Annotated in this window: 16 protein-coding genes and 2 pseudogenes; 12 read left to right on the forward strand and 6 right to left on the reverse strand. The window is 65.5% G+C overall.

Features of this window, described 5'->3' with window-relative positions; translation table 11 throughout:
- Positions 1-3 precede the first annotated feature (3 nt).
- Positions 4-1,323: a Na+/H+ antiporter family protein gene (locus ACK56M_RS16590; RefSeq protein ID WP_013972950.1), complete on the reverse strand. Its 1,320-nt coding sequence runs from the start codon at positions 1,321-1,323 to the stop codon at positions 4-6.
- Between the two features lie 833 nt (positions 1,324-2,156).
- Here ACK56M_RS16590 and ACK56M_RS16595 point away from each other — a divergent pair.
- From ACK56M_RS16595 to ACK56M_RS16630, 8 genes and pseudogenes are all read left to right on the forward strand, one after another.
- Positions 2,157-3,074: pseudogene (locus tag ACK56M_RS16595) on the forward strand (chemotaxis protein); the annotation flags it as partial.
- 393 nt (positions 3,075-3,467) lie between these two features.
- Positions 3,468-3,980, forward strand: a pseudogene (locus ACK56M_RS16600) (methyl-accepting chemotaxis protein); the annotation flags it as partial.
- A 105-nt stretch (positions 3,981-4,085) separates the two neighbouring features.
- On the forward strand, positions 4,086-5,102 hold the full coding sequence (locus ACK56M_RS16605; RefSeq protein ID WP_217190130.1) for an ABC transporter substrate-binding protein: 1,017 nt from the start codon (positions 4,086-4,088) through the stop codon (positions 5,100-5,102).
- On the forward strand, positions 5,099-5,947 hold the full coding sequence (locus ACK56M_RS16610; RefSeq protein WP_015270666.1) for an ABC transporter permease: 849 nt from the start codon (positions 5,099-5,101) through the stop codon (positions 5,945-5,947). Before ACK56M_RS16605 ends, ACK56M_RS16610 begins: the two co-directional genes overlap by 4 nt.
- A gap of 108 nt (positions 5,948-6,055) precedes the next feature.
- Positions 6,056-6,919: a LysR family transcriptional regulator gene (locus ACK56M_RS16615; protein WP_015270667.1), complete on the forward strand. Its 864-nt coding sequence runs from the start codon at positions 6,056-6,058 to the stop codon at positions 6,917-6,919.
- 251 nt (positions 6,920-7,170) lie between these two features.
- Entirely contained in the window at positions 7,171-8,088 is a 918-nt protein-coding gene (locus ACK56M_RS16620) for an AEC family transporter (RefSeq protein WP_191472574.1), read from the forward strand.
- Positions 8,089-8,123: 35 nt separating this feature from the next.
- A complete protein-coding gene (locus tag ACK56M_RS16625) occupies positions 8,124-8,735 on the forward strand; it encodes a cell wall hydrolase (protein WP_411958796.1) in 612 nt (203 codons plus the stop codon).
- Between the two features lie 219 nt (positions 8,736-8,954).
- Complete coding sequence (locus tag ACK56M_RS16630; protein WP_015270669.1) at positions 8,955-9,806, forward strand: CAP domain-containing protein; 852 nt, start codon at positions 8,955-8,957, stop codon at positions 9,804-9,806.
- 151 nt (positions 9,807-9,957) lie between these two features.
- On the opposite strand, the gene ACK56M_RS16635 is transcribed toward ACK56M_RS16630, so the two are convergent.
- The gene (locus ACK56M_RS16635; protein ID WP_100413537.1) at positions 9,958-10,932 is read right to left on the reverse strand and encodes a GlxA family transcriptional regulator; all 975 of its coding nucleotides are present in this window, start codon (positions 10,930-10,932) and stop codon (positions 9,958-9,960) included.
- A 106-nt stretch (positions 10,933-11,038) separates the two neighbouring features.
- On the opposite strand from ACK56M_RS16635, the gene ACK56M_RS16640 reads away from it, so the two are divergent.
- Positions 11,039-11,650 (forward strand): LysE family translocator, encoded by a 612-nt coding sequence (locus ACK56M_RS16640; RefSeq protein ID WP_004376275.1) that lies wholly within the window; start codon positions 11,039-11,041, stop codon positions 11,648-11,650.
- Positions 11,651-11,820: 170 nt separating this feature from the next.
- On the opposite strand, the gene ACK56M_RS16645 is transcribed toward ACK56M_RS16640, so the two are convergent.
- Complete coding sequence (locus tag ACK56M_RS16645) at positions 11,821-13,020, reverse strand: MFS transporter (RefSeq protein ID WP_054573544.1); 1,200 nt, start codon at positions 13,018-13,020, stop codon at positions 11,821-11,823.
- Between the two features lie 105 nt (positions 13,021-13,125).
- The gene (locus tag ACK56M_RS16650; protein ID WP_054573545.1) at positions 13,126-14,031 is read right to left on the reverse strand and encodes a LysR family transcriptional regulator; all 906 of its coding nucleotides are present in this window, start codon (positions 14,029-14,031) and stop codon (positions 13,126-13,128) included.
- Between the two features lie 117 nt (positions 14,032-14,148).
- Here ACK56M_RS16650 and ACK56M_RS16655 point away from each other — a divergent pair, with 117 nt between their 5' ends.
- From ACK56M_RS16655 to ACK56M_RS16665, 3 genes are all read left to right on the forward strand, one after another.
- Positions 14,149-14,499 (forward strand): cupin, encoded by a 351-nt coding sequence (locus tag ACK56M_RS16655; protein WP_015270673.1) that lies wholly within the window; start codon positions 14,149-14,151, stop codon positions 14,497-14,499.
- Positions 14,500-14,742: 243 nt separating this feature from the next.
- Positions 14,743-17,160 (forward strand): glucose/quinate/shikimate family membrane-bound PQQ-dependent dehydrogenase, encoded by a 2,418-nt coding sequence (locus tag ACK56M_RS16660; RefSeq protein WP_085720661.1) that lies wholly within the window; start codon positions 14,743-14,745, stop codon positions 17,158-17,160.
- A 126-nt stretch (positions 17,161-17,286) separates the two neighbouring features.
- Positions 17,287-18,555, forward strand: a complete 1,269-nt coding sequence (locus ACK56M_RS16665) for a carbohydrate porin (RefSeq protein ID WP_139657777.1) — start codon at positions 17,287-17,289, stop codon at positions 18,553-18,555.
- Positions 18,556-18,678: 123 nt separating this feature from the next.
- Here the strand turns inward: ACK56M_RS16665 and argE are convergent, their stop codons facing one another.
- Both argE and ACK56M_RS16675 read right to left on the reverse strand, forming a co-directional pair.
- Complete coding sequence (gene argE / locus ACK56M_RS16670; protein ID WP_015270676.1) at positions 18,679-19,839, reverse strand: acetylornithine deacetylase; 1,161 nt, start codon at positions 19,837-19,839, stop codon at positions 18,679-18,681.
- A complete protein-coding gene (locus tag ACK56M_RS16675; RefSeq protein ID WP_013972966.1) occupies positions 19,832-20,509 on the reverse strand; it encodes a DUF1028 domain-containing protein in 678 nt (225 codons plus the stop codon). The genes argE and ACK56M_RS16675 overlap by 8 nt, the downstream gene beginning before the upstream one ends.
- Positions 20,510-20,670 lie beyond the last annotated feature (161 nt).

The following is a 20,670-nucleotide window of genomic DNA, read 5'->3' on the forward strand; positions in this document are numbered from 1 at the left end:
GTCTTACAGCGTCATCGCCGCCAACCAGCCGAACGCCAGCAATGGCAGGTTGTAGTGGATGAAGGTAGGCACCACGGTGTCCCAGATATGGTGGTGCTGGCCATCCACGTTCAACCCCGAGGTCGGGCCCAGGGTCGAGTCCGAGGCAGGCGAGCCCGCGTCGCCCAGGGCACCGGCGGTACCCACGATGCAAACGGTGGCCAGCGGGTCGAAGCCCAGCTGCACGCACAGCGGCACGAAGATCGCGGCCAGGATCGGCACGGTGGAGAACGACGAGCCGATGCCCATGGTCACCAGCAGGCCCACCAGCAGCATCAGCAAGGCACCGACGCCCTTGCTGTGGTCGATCCACTGCGCCGAGGTTTCCACCAGGCTGTTCACCTCACCGGTGGCCTTCATCACGTCGGCAAAGCCTGAGGCGGCAATCATGATGAAGCCGATCATGGCCATCATCTTCATGCCTTCGGTGAACAGGTCGTCAGTGTCCTTCCAGCGCACGATGCCCGACAGCGAGAAGATCAGGAAGCCGACCATGGCGCCGATGATCATCGAGTCCAGCCACAACTGGACGATGAACGCCGAGGCAATCGCCAGCCCGGCCACCAGCAGGGTCAGCGGGTTGTACTGCACGCTCACCTGCTCCACCTGCTCGATGCGCGCCAGGTCGTAGTCACGCTTCTTGCGGTAGCTGACGAATACCGCCAGCAACAGGCCAGCCAGCATGCCAGCGGCCGGGATGGCCATGGCGTGGGTGACATTCACGCCACTCACGTCGACACCCGCGCGGGCGACGTTGGCCAGCAGGATTTCATTGAGGAAGATGTTGCCAAAGCCCACCGGCAGGAACATGTACGGGGTTATCAGGCCAAAGGTGATCACGCAGGCGATCAGCCGGCGGTCGATGCGCAGGCGGGTCAGCACGTACAGCAGCGGTGGCACCAGCAAGGGAATGAAGGCGATGTGGATAGGCAGGATGTTCTGCGACGACACTGCCACCACCAGCATCAGGCCCACCAGCAACCATTTGACCTTGCCGCCACTGGCATGGCCCTGGCGGTCGATCATGGCCAGGGCGCGGTCGGCCAAGGCATGGGCCAGGCCGGACTTGGCGATGGCCACGGCAAACGCGCCCAGCAGTGCATAGGACAGGGCTACCGTGGCCCCGCCGCCGAGGCCGCCGTTGAAGGCCTTGAGCGTACCTTCGATGCCCAGCCCCCCCACCAGCCCACCGGCCAGGGCCCCGACGATCAGGGCGATGACCACGTGCACGCGGGACAGGCTGAGTATCAGCATGATGCCGACCGCGGCGATCACTGCATTCATGGTTGGCTTACCTCATTGCGACAGAAAAAAAGCGCGCACTGTGAAGCAGTGGGCAGCAGATGTCAAAAGCGCCATGTTGCGGCGGATTACACGGAGGGCTGAAATTTAAATTGAATGTTTGAATAAAGAAAAAATGGGATGGGCCGATATGGTGGGAAGGCTGGGAGATGCCTGGCTGGAGATTTCTGTCGCCTGTGAGATCGAGCGCCGCCCGCGCGGCGCTTCGCAGCACAAGGCTGCTCCTACATCTGTTTCGGGCCAGTAACGCTTGCGCCAGCGCGTGCGACCGCCTTGTTTGTCCGACACGATATCGAGATGGACGCCAAGGGGCCGAGCGCCTCCACCTCAGGAATAACTGGCCCGAAACAGATGTAGGAGCAGCCTTGTGCTGCGAAGCGCCGCGCGGGCGGCGCTCGATCTCACAGACGACACACATCTCCAGCCAGGCACCTCTCAACCCCGCCCAGCCCCAAAGCCATAACCCTTACTGTCCAAAAAAAGGGATACGCCCCATGCCTTTGCGACAACTTTCCATCCAGTGGAAGATCACCCTGCTCGCCGGTCTCTGCCTGGCCGGCATCGTCACCCTGCTCGTCGGCCTGTCGCTGTATCGCATGGACCACAGCTCGGACCTGGTCAAGGCCAGCAGCATGCAGATGCTGACCGAATCGGCCCAGTCGCGCATCGAGTCGCAGGGCGAGGTGCAGGCGCTGAACATCCGCCGCCAGTTCATGGACGCCTACCAGTACGGCGCCGGTTTCGCCCGCCAGGTGCTGTTCCTGCGCGAGCAGGCGGAAAAGCGCTTTCTCGATGCCTTCGACCTGCGCGAGGACATGACCCGCCAGGTGCGCGCCGCCCTGCAGGCCAACCCTGAACTGCTCGGCCTGTCGCTGGTATTCGAGCCCAACGCCCTGGACAACAAGGACAGCCTGTTCGCCGGCAAGGCAGAACTGGGCAGCAACGAAACCGGGCGCTTCGCCCTGTACTGGTCGCAGCCGCGTGTCGGCCAGCTGACGGCCATGGCCCTGCCCGAACATGACATGGCCAACACCGAGATCGGCCCCAGCGGCCAGCCAGCCAATACCTGGTGGGTGTGCCCGCGCACATCCGGCAAGGTGTGCGTGGTGGAGCCCTACTTCTACGACATCGATGGCCAGCAAGTGCTGATGACCAGCATCGTCTTCCCGCTGGCAGTCGACGGCAAGGTGATCGCCACCCTGTCCATCGACATCAACCTCAACAGCCTGCAGGCCCTGAGCCGGGAGGCCAGCCGCAGCCTGTACGAAGGCCGCACCACGGTCGGCATCCTCAGCCCGGTCGGCCTGCTGGCCGGCTACAGCGCCGATGCCAGCAAGCTGGCCCAGCGCTTCGACCAGGTCGACACCGCCAAGGGTGCCGAACTGGTGCGCAAGCTGGCCGACGGCAAGATGACCATCGTGCACGACCAGCAGCGCCTGAAGGTGCTGGCCGCCTTCCAGCCGATTCCGGATGCCCAGCCCTGGGGCGTGCTGCTGGATGTGCCGGAAAACGCCCTGACCGGGCCGGCCGAAGCGCTGAAACAGGAACTGGACGCGCTGAACACCAGCGGCACCCTGCTGGAACTTGGCCTGGGCCTGGCGGCGGCGATCGCCGGCCTGCTGATGGTGTGGCTGATGGCCCGCGGCGTTACCCGGCCGATCCTCGGCGTGGCAAGCATGCTCAAGGACATTGCCAGCGGCGAAGGTGACCTGACCCGCCGCCTGACCTACCAGAAGCAGGACGAACTGGGCGAACTGGCCGGCTGGTTCAACCGCTTCCTCGACAAGCTGCAGCCGACCATCGCCGAGGTCAAACGCTCGGTGCAGGCCGCCCGTGGCACCGCCGACCAGTCTTCGGCAATTGCCACCCAGACCAGCGCCGGCATGGAGCAGCAGTACCGCCAGGTCGACCAGGTTGCCACTGCCTCGCACGAAATGAGTGCCACCGCCCAGGACGTCGCCCGCAGCGCCGCCCAGGCCGCGCAGGCCGCCCGCGATGCCGACCAGGCCACCCGCGAAGGCCTGGCGGTGATCGACCGCACCACCCACAGCATCGATGCCCTGGCCGCCGACATGAGCAACGCCATGAGCGAAGTGGAGGGCCTGGCGCAGAACAGCGAGAAGATCGGTTCGGTGCTGGAGGTGATCCGCTCGATCGCCGAACAGACCAACTTGCTGGCGCTCAACGCCGCCATCGAGGCGGCCCGCGCCGGTGAAGCCGGCCGTGGCTTTGCCGTGGTCGCGGACGAGGTGCGCAACCTGGCCCAGCGTACCCAGGAATCGGTGGAAGAAACCCGCCAGGTGATCGAGGCCTTGCAGAACGGCACCCGCGAAGTGGTCGGGGCCATGGACAACAGCCACCGCCAGGCCCAGAGCGGCGTGCAGCAGGTTGGCCAGGCAGTCACCGCGCTGCAGCGCATCGGCCAGGCAGTGACGGTGATCACCGACATGAACCTGCAGATCGCCTCGGCCGCCGAGGAGCAGAGCGCAGTGGCCGAGGAGATCAACAGCAACGTGGCGACCATCCGTGATGTCACCGAATCGCTGTCGGGGCAGGCCAACGAGTCGGCGCGGGTAAGCCAGTCGCTGAACAGCCTGGCCAACCAGCAACAGGCGCTGATGGACCAGTTCCGCGTCTGAGTCGCTTGCAGGCCGCTGCCAATCGCGTGCAGCGGCCTTCCTGCCGGGCCTGGAGCCGGTCGTCTACACTTGCGGCAACTCAGTAGCGTCACTCCAAGAGGCCCCATGAAAAAGATTCCGACGCTGCTGGCCGGCCTGCTGCTCGCCGTCGGCCTGGCCAGCACCGACAGCGCCGCCTCCGCAGAACGCACCACGCCCATCCGCTTTGGTGCCATCGGCTGGGAAAGCGGCGCACTCACCACCGAGATCCTGCGCCTGATCGTCGAGCGCGGTTATGGCTACCCCACCGACACCCTGCCCGGCAGTACGGTCAGCATGGAAGTGGCGCTCGCACGCAACGACCTGCAAGTAATCGCCGAGGAATGGGCCGGGCGCAGCCCTGCCTGGGTCAAGGCAGAACAGGCCGGCCAGGTGTTCGCCTTGGGCGACACGGTCAAGAACGCCGAAGAAGGCTGGTGGGTACCGGCCTACGTGATCGAGGGCGATGACGCGCGCAAGCTGAAAGCCGTGGCGCCGCAATTGCGCAGCGTCGAGGACCTGAAACGTTACCCGCAGGTGTTCCGCGACCCCGAGTCCCCCGGTAAAGGGCGCTTTCTGAATAGCCCCAGCGGGTGGACATCCGAAACCGTCAACACCCAGAAACTCAAGGCCTACGGGCTGAATGATCTCTATACCAACTTCCGCAGTGGCTCCGGGGCTGCAATGGATGCCGAAATCGGCTCGGCCATCCGCCGTGGCCAGCCGGTGCTGTTCTACTACTGGAACCCGACCCCTTTGATGGGGCGTTATAAGCTCATACGCCTGCAAGAGCCGCCGTTCGATGCCCAGGCCTGGGCCACCCTCACCGATGCCGGCAACCCCGAGCCCAAGGGCAGCAGCTCGCTGCCGGCCAAGTTGTCGATTGGCGTATCCAAGGCCTTTCGCGAGGGCTACCCGGAGCTGGTGAGCGTGTTCGAGCGGGTCGATCTGCCCATCGACCGACTGAACAAGGCACTGGCCGACATGAGCGAAAAGCGAACGCCGCCCCGCGACGCGGCCCTCACCTTCCTGCGCGATAACCGCGAGGTGTGGAAAGCCTGGTTGCCTGCGGACATTGCCACCAAGGTCGAGGCCAGCCTGTGAGCGGCGGCTTCCCCGAGGCCCTGCAATTCTCCTTTGCCGACAGCGTCAACCGCCTGGTCGACTGGCTGGTACTGCATTACGGCGATCACCTGCGCAGCGTCTCGGACCAGTTGCTGCAACTGCTGGTCGGCCTGGAAACCCTGCTGCGCCTGCTGCCGTGGTGGCTGCTGCTGTTGCTGATCGGCCTGCTTGCCTGGCATGCCAGCCGCAGCGTGCTGCGCAGCGCGGTACTGGTGGCGCTGCTGGCCCTGATCGGCATGCTCGGGTTGTGGGACAAACTGCTGCAGACCATGGCGTTGGTGCTGGTCAGTACCGGCCTCTGCGTGCTGGTGGGCGTGCCGCTGGGCATCCTGCTGGCTGCCCGGCCGCTGGCGAAGCGCTTGCTGTTGCCGGTACTGGATGTGATGCAGACATTGCCGGCCTTCGTTTACCTGATCCCGGTGCTGATGCTGTTCGGCCTGGGCAAGGTGCCCGCCGTGTTCGCCACACTGATCTATGCCCTGCCACCGCTGGTGCGGCTGACCGAACTGGGCCTGAGCCAGATCGACCCTTCGCTGCTGCAAGCCGCCCATGGTCTTGGCGCCAGCCGCTGGCAGCGGTTGCGGCGCATCGCCCTGCCGCTGGCGCTGCCGAGCATCATGGCCGGGCTCAACCAGTCGGTGATGATGGCCCTGTCGATGGTGGTGGTGGCTTCGATGATTGGCGCCCGCGGGCTGGGCGAGGACGTGCTGTCGGGGATCCAGACGCTGAATGTCGGCCAAGGCGTCGAGGCCGGGCTGGCGATCGTCGCCTTGGCCATGGTGATCGATCGGATCAGCCAGGCCTATGGGCGTGGTGTGCGCTGAGAAATATTGCCTCTACCAGCCTCGACTCGCTGTAGGAGCAGCCTTGTGCTGCGAAAGGGCCGGGCCTGACAATGCAGCTCTGTCAGCTTGAAACCGGACCACACCCGCATGTCCCTCAAAGCCCTGCGCACTCTGGTGACCATCGCCCGCCACGGCACCTTCGCCCGTGCCGCCGACCTGCTCAGCCTTACCCCTTCGGCGGTGAGCCTGCACATCAAGACCCTCGAAGACGAACTGCAGGTGAGCTTGTTCGACCGCAGCCGCAGGCAGGTCTCGCTGACCGAAGCCGGCCAGTTGGCGGTGGCCCGCGCCGAGACCATCCTGGCTAGCTATGACGAACTGGCCGACGCCCTGGCCAGCGGCCCGAGCCTGCGCGGCCGCCTGCGCCTGGGGGCGATCCACACGGTGCTGGCGCGGCGCCTGCCCAAAGCGCTGGTGTGGATCAAGGCGCACCATCCGCAGCTGCATGTCAGCGTGGCCTCCGGCATGTCGGCGGAACTGGCGCGACGGGTGGAAGACGGCGAGCTCGATGCGGCGATCACCACCGAGCCGGTCAGCCCCTACCCGCAAAGCCTGGACTTCACGCCGTTGTTCGAAGACCGCTTCTGGGCGATCGCCAGCCCCGACCTGGCCGGGCTAAGCGTGCCGCAGTTGCTGGCCAGCCAGCCGTTCCTGCGCTTCGACAAGCGTGCCTGGGCCGGGCGGCAGATCGAGCAGGAGCTGCGCCGCCAGCATCTGCAGGTGAGCGAGCAGATGGAACTGGACAGCCAGGAAGCGCTGGCGCGCATGGCGGTGATGGGCCTGGGCGTGGCAATCATCCCCATGGCCGATGACGACCTGCAACGCTTGCCACCGGCTACCTGCCTGCCATTTGGCGAACCACAGCTGACCCGGCGCGTGGTGTTGCTGGAGCATGAGAAGAGCCAGCGGCGGCATTTGAGCGCGGTGCTGAAGACTGCGCTGGAGGCGTGAAGGTTCGCAGGGCCTTGTAGGAGCGGCCTTGTGTCGCGAAAGGGCCGCAAAGCGGCCCCGGCAATTTTGTGGCGATGCCGATATCCTGGGGGCGCTTCGCTCCCCTTTCGCGACACAAGGCCGCTCCTACAAGAGCCAGTGTCGACTTCAACCATGCATTTTTCCTCAATGGTCAGTGCAGAAAACAACGTTTTTACAGATCGATCCGCACCCGTAGTCTGTGCTCCGTACCCGACCACGGAACGTCGATCATGCTCCACCTGCTGCTGACTACCCTGCTGCCGATCATCCTGCTGATTGCCCTGGGCACTTTCCTGCGCCTGCGCGGCTTTCTCGCCGATAACTTCTGGCCCGGCGCCGAGCGCCTGAGCTATTACGTACTGCTGCCGTCGCTGTTTTTCCATGGCCTGGCCACCGCCAACCTCGATGGCGTGCCGGTGCTGGGCATGGTTGGCGTGCTGATGCTCTCGACCCTGGCCGGGGCCGTGCTGCTGGTGCTGTACCAGGGCGCCATGAACCACGACGGTGCCGACTTCACCTCGGTGTTCCAGGGCGGCATCCGCTTCAACAACTACATCGGCGCCACCCTTGCAGCGGGTATCTACGGCAGCGCCGGCATTGCCCTGGCAGCGGTGGCCAACGCCGCCATCGTGCCACTGGTCAACCTGCTTTGTGTGCTGGTTTTCGCCCGCTTCAGCGCCCGCCATAGCTCACCGGCCACGGTGTTGCGGGCCATCTTCGCCAACCCCTTGATCGTCGGTTGCGCCGGCGGATTGCTGCTGCGCGCCAGTGGGCTGGGCTTGCCAGCGGGTATCGAACCCACGGTCAAGGCCCTGGGCCAGGCCGCCCTGCCGCTGGGCCTGCTGTGCGTCGGCGCAGCCCTGGGTGGCGCCCGCCTGGGCCAGCAGGTGCGCCCGCTGATGGCGGCGTCGGCATTCAAGTTCCTGGTCATGCCGTTGACCACCTGGGGCTTGTGCCGCCTGCTTGGCCTGGGTGGCCAGGCAGCGGTGGTGGCGGTGCTGTTCCAGGCACTGCCGACCGCGTCATCTTCCTATGTGATGGCCCGGCAAATGGGCGGTAACGCACCGCTGATGGCCACCATCATCGCCCTGCAGACCGTGTTGGCTGCCGCCACCCTGCCTTTGGTGCTGATGCTTGCGCTTGGCTAGACTGTGAACCAGCCCACAGTTCGGGAGCTTGCATCATGCGCCTTTCGTGGATGGTGATCGGCCTGGTTTCGGCCCTGCTCGCAGGCCCCTTGCACGCGGCCGACCCGGCCAAGGCTGCCGTCGCCGAGGACAAGGCCGAGGTACTCGAGGAAAAAGTGGTGAATGACACACCCCCCCCGAAAAAGGCCGAGACCCTCACACCCGGCGAAGCGCAAGCAGTGGACCCGGCCGGCCGGGCGCCGCTGGATGACAGCATCACCTGCCTGGCCCGCACCATCTACTGGGAAGCCAAGGGTGCCGACGCAGAAGACATGGCCGCCGTGGCCAACGTCGTGCTCAACCGCCTGGGCCACGATGGCTTCCCGGATACCATCTGCGGCGTGGTCAAGCAGGGGGTGGAAAGCAAGGCCTGCCAGTTCTCCTGGTGGTGCGACGGGCGCCCGGACCAGGTCGAAGAAGCGCAACGCTACGACATTGCCAAGGAAATCGCGCGCAAGGCGCTCAACCAGCAATTGAGAGACCGCACCGGGGGTGCCTTGTACTTCCATGACCGCAACGTGCGCCCGGACTGGGCCAAAGCCTACCGCCGGACGGCGCAGACCAGGCATTTTCTGTTCTACAAACCGAACCAGGCGGTGGCGCGCTGATAGCCGCCGGGCGCCAGCAAACCGGCAGACAGCGTGGTTCGATAGGAATGATTACCAACTATTCGCACTTTTCAGATGAACAGTGGTCTACTCCCTCTTTTGCCGCCAGCAAAGAATGTTGGCGTTTTCATTGCTTCGCACGAGCCCGGGCCAAAAGCCCCGGGCTTGTGTAGGATGAGCAGCGCGAACCACGACGCTGCCAGTCATAGGGAGATCCACATGCGCGTCCTGTCATCCGTTGCCGCCTTGTCGCTGGGCCTGGTCGTCTCGGCCGGGGCCATGGCTGCCACCGGCGAAGAAGCGCAACTGATCGATTCGATCAATGCCTACCGCAGCAAGGCCCAGCCCTGCGGTGGCGAAGCGTCGTTGGAACTGCCGCCGCTCAACAGCGATACCCGCCTGGCACTGTCGCCAGAGGGCACCCGCGACCTGCAGCAAGCCATGACCCGCGCCGCCTACCCGATGGTCAACGTGCAGGCCATCAGCCTGTCGGGGCCACGTGATGCGCGCGCTGCCATGCATGCCATCGAAGAGAGCTTCTGCCAGGTGGTGCTCGACCCGCAGTTCGTCGATATCGGCGTCAGCCAGGAAGGCCGCGACTGGCGCATCGTGCTGGCCCGGCCGCTGCTCAGTGGTCGCCTGGGCGACTGGCAGGCCGAGGGACAGAAGGTGCTGCAGGAGATCAATGCCGCGCGCAAGGTACCGCGCCAATGCGGTGGCCAGCCCTTCGCCGCCGCCCCTGCGTTGAGCTGGAGCACGGTGCTGGCCGGGGTTGCCGCCAACCACACCCGGGCCATGGCCAACCAGAATTTCTTCGACCACATCGACAAGGATGGCCGCACCCCCGGGGACCGGGCAGAGTTGGCCGGTTACCTGTACCAGCAGATCGGCGAAAACATCGCCGCCGGGCGTGACACCGCGCGCAAGGTGGTCGATGGCTGGCTGGATAGCCCGGGGCATTGCGCGACGCTGATGAACCCGGACTTCCGCGAGCTGGGCGCTGCGTATGCAGTGGACCCGAAGAGTGATGCGGGGATTTACTGGACGGGGTTGTTCGGGACGCCGCAGTAAGCCCGGCTGACGCGCTTTATGTAGGAGCGGCCTTGTGTCGCGAAAGGGGTGCGAAGCGCCCCCAGGATATCGGCATCGCCACAAAATTGCCGGGGCCGCTTTGCGGCCCTTTCGCGACACAAGGCCGCTCCTACAGAGTGCGCGCCGGGCTTCAGGGCGAGATATTGCGGTCACGCAACGCTTGGGCCGTGCAACCAAACCGTCGCCGCACGCACTTGCCCAGGTAACTGGCATCGCCCAGGCCCACTTCATCGGCAATCTGCGCCAGGCTGTGGCTGGAATTGAGCAAACGCCAGCGCGCCTGTTGCAGGCGCATCTCCAGCCACCAGGCCTTGGCGCTCATGCCATGGCTGGCGTGAAACTGCCGGTCCAGCTGGCGCCGGCTGATGCCCAGCTCAGCCGCCAACTGCTCCGCGGTCAACGGCGTACCCAGGTGATGACGCATCAACGCCTGCGCACGCTGCACCTGCCGCCCCTGCCCGGCCCCCAGCTCCAACGAGCGCAAGGCATGGCGGCTATCGCGGGTTTCATCCACCAGCATGTCGGCCAGGCCCTTCAGCGCCCTGGCCCTCCCGCAGGCGCGTGACAACAGCGCGACGGCCAGGTCGATGGCCGCGGTGCCGCCGGCGCAGGTGATGCGGCTACCGTCGATGCAATACAGCTGCTCACTCAGCACCTGCAAATGCGGGAAGGCCGCACGGAATTCGGCTTCGTGTCGCCAGTGCACCACCACCTTGTGCCCCTGCAGCAACCCGCAGGCGGCCAACAGGAAGGCGCCATTGTCGACCCCAACCAGCTTGACGCCAGCCTTGCCAGCCTGCCTCAGCAAGGCCCGGTAGCGAGGCGCCAGCGCGGCAGTGGCCATCGCGTTGCGCCCGCCGAACACCACCAGGTAGTCGAAACTGGCCAGCTCGAGCTGGCCAGCGACGGCCTCGACCTGCACCACCGCGCCACTGCTCGAAGGCACCGGGTCGAGTGTCAGCCCTGCCACGGTCCAGCTGCAGTAGCGCTGCTGGCTGTAGTCCTCGTCGTCGGCGCTGAAACGCAACTTGTCGAGAAAGGCGCCGAACGGCAGCAGGGCAAAATCCGGTAACGGCAAGATCAGCAAGCGGATGTCGGGCAGCATTGGCATCGCGTCCAGAAACGACCATTCAATGTCCGGATCATACCCTTGCCGGCCAAGGTCGGCGCCATAGACTGGCGCCCTCTCCATCAACAAGGCATTCCCCACCATGGCACTCGACACCTGGCTCATCTACCTGCTGGCGAGCATCGGCCTGTCGCTGACCCCAGGCCCCAACAGCCTGCTGGCCCTGACCCACGGCGCCCTGTATGGCGCACGCCGGACGTTGTTCACCATCATCGGCGGGGTGTTTGGCTTCAGCGCCCTGATTGCCTTGGCCATGTTCGGCCTCAGCGCATTGCTGCAGGCCTCGGCCTCGGTGCTGAGCGTGCTCAAGTGGGTGGGTGGCGCCTATCTGGTCTGGCTGGGTATCCAGCTGTGGCGCAGCCCGGGCCTGCACCTGGAACTGACCGCGCAAAGTGCGCGGCTGGGCAATGCCGGCCTGTTCCGCCAGGGCCTGCTGTCGGCCATGGCCAACCCCAAGGTGCTGCTGTTCTACGGCGCTTTCCTGCCGCAGTTCATCGACCCGCAGCGTGGGTTGCTGCTGCAGTTCGTGGTGATGGCGGCGACCTTTGCCAGTGTCGAGTTCCTGGTCGAATACCTGTTGGCACGCCTGGCGTTTCGCATCCGGCCATGGCTGGCCAAGGGCGGCAAGGGCTTCAACCGCTGCTGCGGCAGCCTGTTTGCCTTGATTGGTGTGGCGTTGCCGCTTGGGCGGTAGCACTACGCAAAGGCTGTCGCGATCCCTGTAGGAGCGGCCTTGTGTCGCGAAAGGGCTGCAACGCAGCCCCGGCAATATCAGCAGCGAAGCCGATATCCCGGGGCCGCTGCGCGCCCCATCGCGACACAAGGCCGCTCCTACAGGGATCGCGACAACCTGTGGGCTCGCATTCAACCCCGGCGCGCTTTGGCCAGGAAGATGATCAAGGCCACGCCCGGCAACCCCGCCCCCACCAGCGCCACACCCTGCCAGCCGAACTGGCTGAACACCGCACTGGCCACCGCCGAACCCAGCGCCCCACCCAGGAAGATGCTGGTCATGTACACCGCGTTCAGCCGCCCGCGGCTGGCCGGGTCCAGCGCGTACACTTCACGCTGGCCGATGACCATGTTCATCTGCACCGCAAAATCCAGCAGCACGCCAGTCAGCCCCAGGCCGATCACGCTGTAGCCCGGCACGGTCAGCCCCAGCAACAGTGCCACCGGTGCCAGTAACAACGCCAACAGCGAACCGGCCCGGGCATGCCCGGCATCGGCCAGGCGGCCGGCCATGGGTGCGGCGACGGCGCCTACCGCGCCCACCAGGGCGAATACCGCGATCTGGCTCTGCGACAGGCCATGCTCGGTTGCCAGGGCCATCGGCGCCGCCGTCCAGTACAGGCTGAACGCCGCGAACATCAACGCCTGGTACAGCGAGCGCTGGCGCAGCAAGGGATAACGGCGCAGCAGCGTGAGCAGCGACAGCATCAGCCCGGCATAGCTGGCCTTGTGCTCGGGCACCCGCCGCGGCAAGGTCAGGGCCAGCAGCAGGATGATCGCCAGCATCACCCCGGCAGCGCCAATGAACACCGCACGCCAGCCGAAGTAGTCGGCCACCAGGCTGGACAACGGCCGCGCCAGCAGGATACCCAGCAGCAGGCCGCCCATGATGTTGCCGACCACCCGCCCACGCTGCTGCTCCGGCGCCAGGTGCGCCGCCAGCGGAATGAGCATCTGCACCGCCACGGAACTGAAACCGATCAGCAGTGCATAGCCGAGGAACAGCTGGCCCTGGCCGCTGCTGCTGGTGCCCGCCAGCAGCAGGCTGACGCAGGCCAGCACGGCGGTAGCCACCATCAAGCGGCGGTTTTCCAACAGGTCGGCCAGCGGTACCAGCAACAGCAGGCCCAAGGCATAGCCAAGCTGCGTGAGCGAAACGATGAGGCTGGCATGCTCGGTGGACAGCCCCAGGTCCGGGGCGATCAGGCCGACGATGGGCTGGGCGTAGTAGATATTGGCGACGATCGCGCCGCAGCAGAACGCCAGCAGGGCGACCAGGGCCCGGCTGAGGCCGGTGGCGGCAGGCTGCGCGGCGGCAAGGGAGGGATTCATGCGAGTGTCCTCGGCGATGGCTGGAATATGCCGGCCACCTTACCCAGACGCACTCCTGGCGAGAATCCAGCGCTGGCGCAACAGGGCTTTGCGCACTGCGCAACACTAGGTGCTGCGCTGCAGCAAATTTTCGCAAAAGTCGATAAAGGCGTTCACCCGCCGCGAACCACGATGGTTGGGCAGGTACAGGGCGTTGATGCTGTCATTGGCCGCGCCAGGGCTGGCCTGCCAATCGGGGAACAGCCGCTGCAGGCGCCCGGCCGCCACATCCTCACGCACCAGCCAGTCGGCCAGCAGCGCGATGCCGCTGCCCGCCAGCGCGGTTTCGCGCAGCATGTCGGCATTGGCGCTGCGCAACGGCCCGCTCACGTCCAGTTCCAGACTGTCCTGCCCACGGGCCAGGCGCCAGGGGCGGCCTTTCTGCCCGTAGCGAAAGCGCAGGCAGGCGTGCTCGAGCAGCTGCCGCGGATGCTCCAGCGGGTCACGCCCGGCCAGGTAGCCCGGGCTGGCCACCAGCCAACGCTGGAAGCGACCCAGCTGGCGGCATACCAGCTCGTCATTGGGCGAGGGGTCGCCCAGGCGGATCGACAGGTCATAGCGCCCGTCAAGCAGGTCATCCAGGCGGTCGCTGAGGTCGATGTCCAGCTCCAGAGCCGGATGTTGCGCCAGGAACGGCCCCAGGTGCGGGGCGATGACCCGCCTGCCGAACTCCACCGGCAAGCACAGGCGCAGCACACCGACAGGCTCCTCGCCCCGGTCGGCGACACTGGCATCGGCCTCGTCCAGGGCCTCGAAAATACCCCGCGCGCGCTCGTAATAACGGGCGCCGGCCTCGGTCAGGCTGACCTGGCGCGTGGAGCGGTTGAGCAAGGTGGCGCCCAACGCCGCTTCCAGGGCATCGACCAGGCGCGTCACCGACGATGTCGCCAGCCCAAGCTGGCGTGCGGCGGCAGAAAAGCCTTGGGCATCGACGGTGGCCACGAACATTTTCATCGCCAGGAGTTTGTCCATTTGTTGCCCGTCTTCCAAATCCCGGAAAGTTCTTACAAACAGCGGGGCCGGTCAAGAAGCGCGGCGCGCGGCAATTGCGTCCATAGTGGAACTACCCCCTTCCAAGCGAGGTTTTCCATGATCCCGACCAACCTGCTGACTGCCCTGCCCCCTTGCGACCCAACCAGCTCCGAACGGGTCGACCAACTGCTCAGCCGCCCGGGTGTGCGTGTTGAGCGTATCGTTTCCAGCGGCCAGGCCAGCCCGCCCGGTTTCTGGTACGACCAGGCCGAGGGCGAATGGATCGTGCTGCTCAGTGGCGCCGCCGGCCTGCGCTTCGAGCACGAGAGCCATACCCGCCTGCTGGCGCCGGGCGATTGCCTGGACATCCCGCCGCATTACCGCCACCGCGTGGAATGGACCGCCCCCGGCACCGCCACCATCTGGCTCGCGGTGTTCTACAGCAGCGGCACTCCGTGGCCGACATGAAACGGTGGCCGCCTGTAGGAGCACACCGCCGACCTTCAGACTCAAGCAAAGCCTGAGTGCCCGCTCCATGAATCAGCACGAACACCTCGTAGAATGCAATTTTAATCGCATGATCTAGACTTTTAGCCACACCTTGCAGAGTTCAGCACTGCGACAATCCGCCCCACAAAATTATGTACCAACTTGTTAATTAGCAAGCTAAGAGATTACACTGCGCGCATTCCACCTGCTGAGATCCCTGGCATGAAAGAAACACCGCGCGCCTCTGGCGCCACAAACATCATCCTGGTCGGCCTGGGCGTGATCATCGCCCTGCTCGGCCTCCTCCTGGCTGCGGGCGGCGTCAAGCTGGCCGGCCTGGGCGGTTCCTGGTACTTCCTGATCGGCGGCCTGGCCATGGCCATCGCCGGCGTTCTCATCGCTCGCCGCAAGCCGGCTGGCGCCTGGCTGTACGCGGCGTTCCTGGTCGGCACTGCCATCTGGGCGCTGATCGACGCAGGCCTGGTGTTCTGGCCGCTGTTCTCGCGCCTGTTCATGTTCGGCGCAATCGGCATGGTGGTGGCACTGGTCTACCCGCTGCTGGCCCGTGCCAATGGCACCAGCGCCGGCCGCGGTGCCTATGGCGTTGCCGGGGTGTTGGCCGTGCTGCTGGTGATCGCCGCCGGCAACATGTTCGTCGCCCACCCAAGCGTCGCCCCCACCGGCAAAGGCCCGGGCATGACCCCGGTCGAGGCCGGCAAGGCGCAGAAGGACTGGGCTCACTACGGCAACACCGAAGGTGGCAGCCGCTTCGCCGCGCTGGACCAGATCAACCGCGACAACGTCAACAAGCTGAAAGTGGCCTGGACCTACCGCACCGGTGACGTGGCGCTCAGCGACGGCAACGGCGCCGAAGACCAGCTGACCCCGCTGCAGGTCGGCAACAAGGTGTTCATCTGCACCCCGCACAACAACCTGATCGCCCTTGATGCCGACACCGGCAAAGAGCTGTGGAAGAACGCGATCAACGCCCAGTCCAAGGTCTGGCAGCGTTGCCGTGGCATGGCCTACTTCGACGCCACTGCCGCCATCGCCCAGCCGACCCAGCCGAACAGCTCGCCAATCACCGCGGCCAGCGTACCGGCCGGTGCCAACTGCCAGCGTCGCCTGCTGACCAACACCATCGATGGCCGCCTGATTGCCGTCGACGCCGACACCGGCGAGTTCTGCCAGGGCTTCGGCAACAACGGCCAGGTCGACCTCAAGGCCGGCCTGGGCGATGTGCCGGACTCCTACTACCAGCTGTCCTCGGCCCCACTGATGGCCGGTACCACCGTGGTGGTCGGCGGCCGCGTCGCCGACAACGTCCAGACCGACATGCCAGGCGGCGTGATCCGTGGTTTCGACGTGATCACGGGTGAAATGCGCTGGGCCTTCGACCCCGGCAACCCGGAAGATCGCCAGGCACCGCAGGGCGACAGCACCTATGTGCGCAGCACCCCCAACAGCTGGGCCCCGATGTCCTACGACCCGGCGATGAATACCGTGTTCCTGCCGATGGGCTCGTCGTCCACCGACATCTACGGTGTCGAACGCAGCAAGCTGGACCACACCTATGGCGCTTCGGTACTGGCGCTGGACGCCACCACCGGCAACCAGAAGTGGGTGTTCCAGACCGTGCACAACGACCTGTGGGACTTCGACCTGCCGATGCAGCCGAGCCTGATCGATTTCACCAAGGACGACGGCCAGTCGGTACCTGCAGTGGTAATCGGCACCAAGGCCGGGCAGATCTACGTGCTCGACCGCGCCACCGGCAAGCCGCTGACCCAGGTCGACGAAGTACCGGTCAAGCCAAGCAACATTCCCAACGAGCCGTACTCGCCAACCCAGCCGAAGTCGGTGGGCATGCCGCAGATCGGCGCGCAGACCCTGACCGAATCGGACATGTGGGGCGCAACCCCGTACGACCAGCTGCTGTGCCGCATCGACTTCAAGAAAATGCGCTACGACGGCCTGTACACCGCCCCGGGCACCGACCTGTCGCTGAGCTTCCCGGGTTCGCTGGGTGGCATGAACTGGGGCAGCATTTCCACCGACCCGGTACATGGGTTCATCTTCGTCAACGACATGCGCCTGGGCCTGTGGATCCAGATGATCCCGTCGCAGAACAAGGGCGGTGCCGCTTCCGGTGGCGAAGCGCTGAACACCGGCATGGGTGCAGTACCGCTCAAGGGCACCCCGTATGCAGTGAACAAGAACCGCTTCCTGTCGGTGGCCGGCATCCCGTGCCAAGCGCCGCCATTCGGCACCCTGACCGCCATCGACATGAAGACCCGCCAGGTGGCGTGGCAGGTACCTGTGGGTACTGTCGAGGACACCGGCCCGCTCGGCATCCGCATGCACCTGCCGATCAAGATCGGCCTGCCGACCCTCGGCGGCACCCTGTCGACCCAGGGTGGCCTGGTGTTCATCGCCGGCACCCAGGACTTCTACCTGCGCGCCTACGACAGCAGCAACGGCAACGAAATCTGGAAGGCTCGCCTGCCAGTGGGCAGCCAGGGCGGCCCGATGACCTACGTTTCGCCGAAAACCGGCAAGCAGTACGTGGTGGTCACGGCTGGCGGCGCGCGCCAGTCGACTGACCGTGGCGACTACGTGATTTCTTACGCTCTGCCGTAAGACCGCGTCGCCTTCATCGCCGGCAAGCCAGCTCCCACAGGATCGTGCCACCTGCAAAGGCAGCGCAGACCTGTGGGAGCTGGCTTGCCGGCGATGAGCCCCTGAAAAACAACCTGAGATTCAGCAATGCCATCCGTAATTCGCATCACCCCCACCCTGCTGCTGGCCCTCGCCAGCAGCACCGCCCTGGCCGACGGCGACCTGATGACACGCAGCACCATGACCGGTGACTGGGGCGGCCTGCGTCACCAGCTGGAAGAAGACGGCGTCAGGTTCACCGGCGACTACAGCGGCGAAACCGCCTACAACGCCCACGGTGGTCTGCACCGCTCGGCGCGCTACTCGCAAAACCTGAAACTGGGCGTGCAGTTCGACCTGTCGAAACTGTATGGCCTGGACAACGGCGGCAAGGTCCAGCTGACCATCAACGACCGCCGCGGCAACAGCGCCTCGGAAGACCTGGTGGGCAACCGCCTGCCGATCCAGGAAAACTTCGGTGGCCTGTACACCCGCCTGACCGAGCTGAGCTACGAGCGTACCCTGTTCACCCCGGCGCTCAACGTCAAGCTCGGCTACATGGCCATGGGCAACGACCTCGGCGGCCTGGACAGTGGCATCCTGTGCAACTTCATGAACGCCGGCTTCTGCGGTCACCCGCTGAACATGTCTGGCGGCAGTGGCTGGACCAATTACCCCAATGCCCACCTGGGCGTACGGGTGAAGTACGACCTGTCGCCATCCTGGCAACTGCGTGTGGCGGCGTTCAACGTCGACCCGGAAAGCAACGGCAACTCCAGCCGCGCCTGGCACCTGGGCCCCAAGCACACCACCGGCACCGTGGTACCGGTAGAGCTGGTCTATAAGCTGCAGGGCGAGCTGCCTGGCGAGTACAAACTGGGCTACTACTACGACAGCTCCGACGTGAAGCGCATCGGCAGCGACGAGGAAGTGTCCGGCCGTGGCGGCCACTACCTGCTGGTCGACCAGGCGGTGTGGAACGACCAGGGCTTGCCGGGCCGCAGCCTGCATGCCTTCGGCCAGTACTCGGCGTCGAGCAAGGCCGCCTCGCCATTCACCAAGTGGTATGGCGCCGGCGTGGTGCTGTACAAGCCGTTCGCTGGTCGCCCGAAGGATACTGTGGCCCTGGGCTATGGCCGTGCCGTACCCAACCCGCGTAGCCGCGACGTGCTGGAAGATGCCGCGTTCGATGCCGGGCAGCAGTTCCCCGATATCGACAGCGCCGAGCAGCTGGTCGAGCTGAGCTATGGCTACCAGGCCACGCCGTGGCTGAACCTGCGCCCGGATGTGCAGTACATCATCGAGCCGGGCGCGTTCTCCGGGAAGGACATCGACAACGCGCTGGTGGTTGGCCTGCAGGTCAAGGCTACCTTCTGAAACCTTGATTGGGGCTGCTCTGCAGCCCTTCGCGGGCACGCCCGCTCCCACAGGTGTATCACCGGCTGGCCTGGCGGTGCTGTACCTGTGGGAGCGGGCGTGCCCGCGAAGAGGCCAGCGCAATCAACCCTGCCTGAGGTAATCCACCAACCTCAGCAACATGGCATCACACCCCCGCAACTGCTCGACACTGACGAACTCATCCGGCTTGTGCCCCTGGTTCATGCTCCCAGGCCCGCACACCACAGTCGGGATGCCCGCCTGGTCGAACAGCCCACCTTCGGTACCAAACGCCACGGTACCGAACTCATCCGAACCACTGAGCAACGCCACCAGGCGAGCCGCCTCGCTATCCGCTGGCGTGGCCAGCCCCGGATATGCACTCAACGGCTGCAGGCGAATGGCGCTGGCGGCATTGACCTTGCGCATGCGCGGCAGCAGTTCGGCCTCGGCATAGGTTTGCAACTGGTCGGCCACTGCCTGCGCCTCGAACCCAGGCAAGGCCCGCACTTCGAAATCGAATTCGCATTCCGCCGGCACGATGTTCAGCGCCCTGCCCCCTTTGATCACACCGGTCTGCACAGTGGAGAACGGTGGGTCGAAGCGCTCGTCGTGATGCTCCGGCAACGCCAGGGCATCACCGATATCACCCAGCTTGCCGATCAGCTTCGCCGCATACTCGATGGCATTCACCCCATACGGCGCGTACGCCGAGTGGCAGGCCGCGCCATGTACCTGGCAACGCATCGCCAGCTTGCCCTTGTGCCCCAGCACCGGCTTGAGTTCGGTGGGTTCGCCAATCAGGCACAACCGTGGCTTGTGCGGGCGCTGCTCGAGCGCGGCCAGCATCGAGCGCACCCCCAGGCAGCCGACTTCCTCGTCGTAGGAGAACGCCAGGTGCACCGGCATGCGCAACGGCTGGGCGAGAAACGCGGGTACAGCCGCCAGCACCGAAGCGATGAAACCCTTCATGTCGGCCGTGCCGCGGCCGTACAGGCGCCCGTCGCGTTCACTCAGGGCAAACGGCTCGACTGTCCAGGCCTGGCCGTCCACCGGCACCACATCGGTATGCCCGGACAACACCACGCCGCCAACATCCCGGGGGCCGATGGTGGCGAACAGGTTGGCCTTGGTACCTTCCGGGTTATGGAACAGTTCGCTTTCCACCCCCAGCTCGGCCAGGTAGTCGCGGATGAAGCTGATCAGTTCGAGATTGGAATCCCGGCTGACCGTGGCAAAGCCGATCAGCCTGGCCAGCAGCGCGCGACTGGCAAATTCACTCATCGCCCGGCACCCCGTAGCTTGGCGCGGCAGTCGGGTTGAGGGCGCGGGTGACGTAGTCCTGCATCTGCGGCCGATATGCCTGCCACAGGCCATCGAGCACACCGATCGGGTCTGCTTCGGCCCAGTCCACACGCAGGTCAACCAGTGGCCAGGTCAGTTCGCCGGCAATCTTCAACGCCGCCGAGTGCACAGGCCCCGCCTCGCCACCTGCGGCCATCGCCGCGTGCATGGCCGCCAGCAGGCGGTCGGCCAGATGCCCGCCGGCTTGTTCAAAGGCCTGCACCATCGCCTCGATCACCTGGGTCGAGGCCAACAGGTTGCCTGCCGCCGCACATTGTTCACCGGCCACGGCGTGGTGGGTGCCCAGGGCTTCCTTGCCAGTGAACAGCGCGACCTGGCCATGGCTGTCGATCACCGTGAGCTGGCGATACTCGCTCCAGCCGTTGGCGCTCAGCACCCGGTCCAGCGCAGCGGCAGGCGGCAACTGGCCCTGTTCCAGGGCATCGAGAATCTGCGGGCCCAGCGCTGGCAAGGTGATGTTCTGGGTGGCGACCGCGCCCACACCGGCACGTACCCACGGGCAGCGGGCGCCCACGGCGATGCTCGAAGAGCTGATGGCGATACCGACCTGGCCGGTTTCCTGGCAACGACCGATGATGGAAAAAGTCATGTCATGGTTCCTGTTGTGCTGTGCGATACACGGCATTCTGGGTTGAACCTTTCGGCCGGCGAAACGACCTTTTTCCGAGGGGTTAGGCAGGAAAAAACTTTGCTCTGGCTGAGATCGAGCGCCGCCCGCGCGGCGCTTCGCAGCACAAGGCTGCTCCTACA

Origin of the sequence: Pseudomonas sp. s4, assembly GCF_046764235.1 — a bacterium.
Lineage (GTDB): Bacteria > Pseudomonadota > Gammaproteobacteria > Pseudomonadales > Pseudomonadaceae > Aquipseudomonas > Aquipseudomonas asiatica.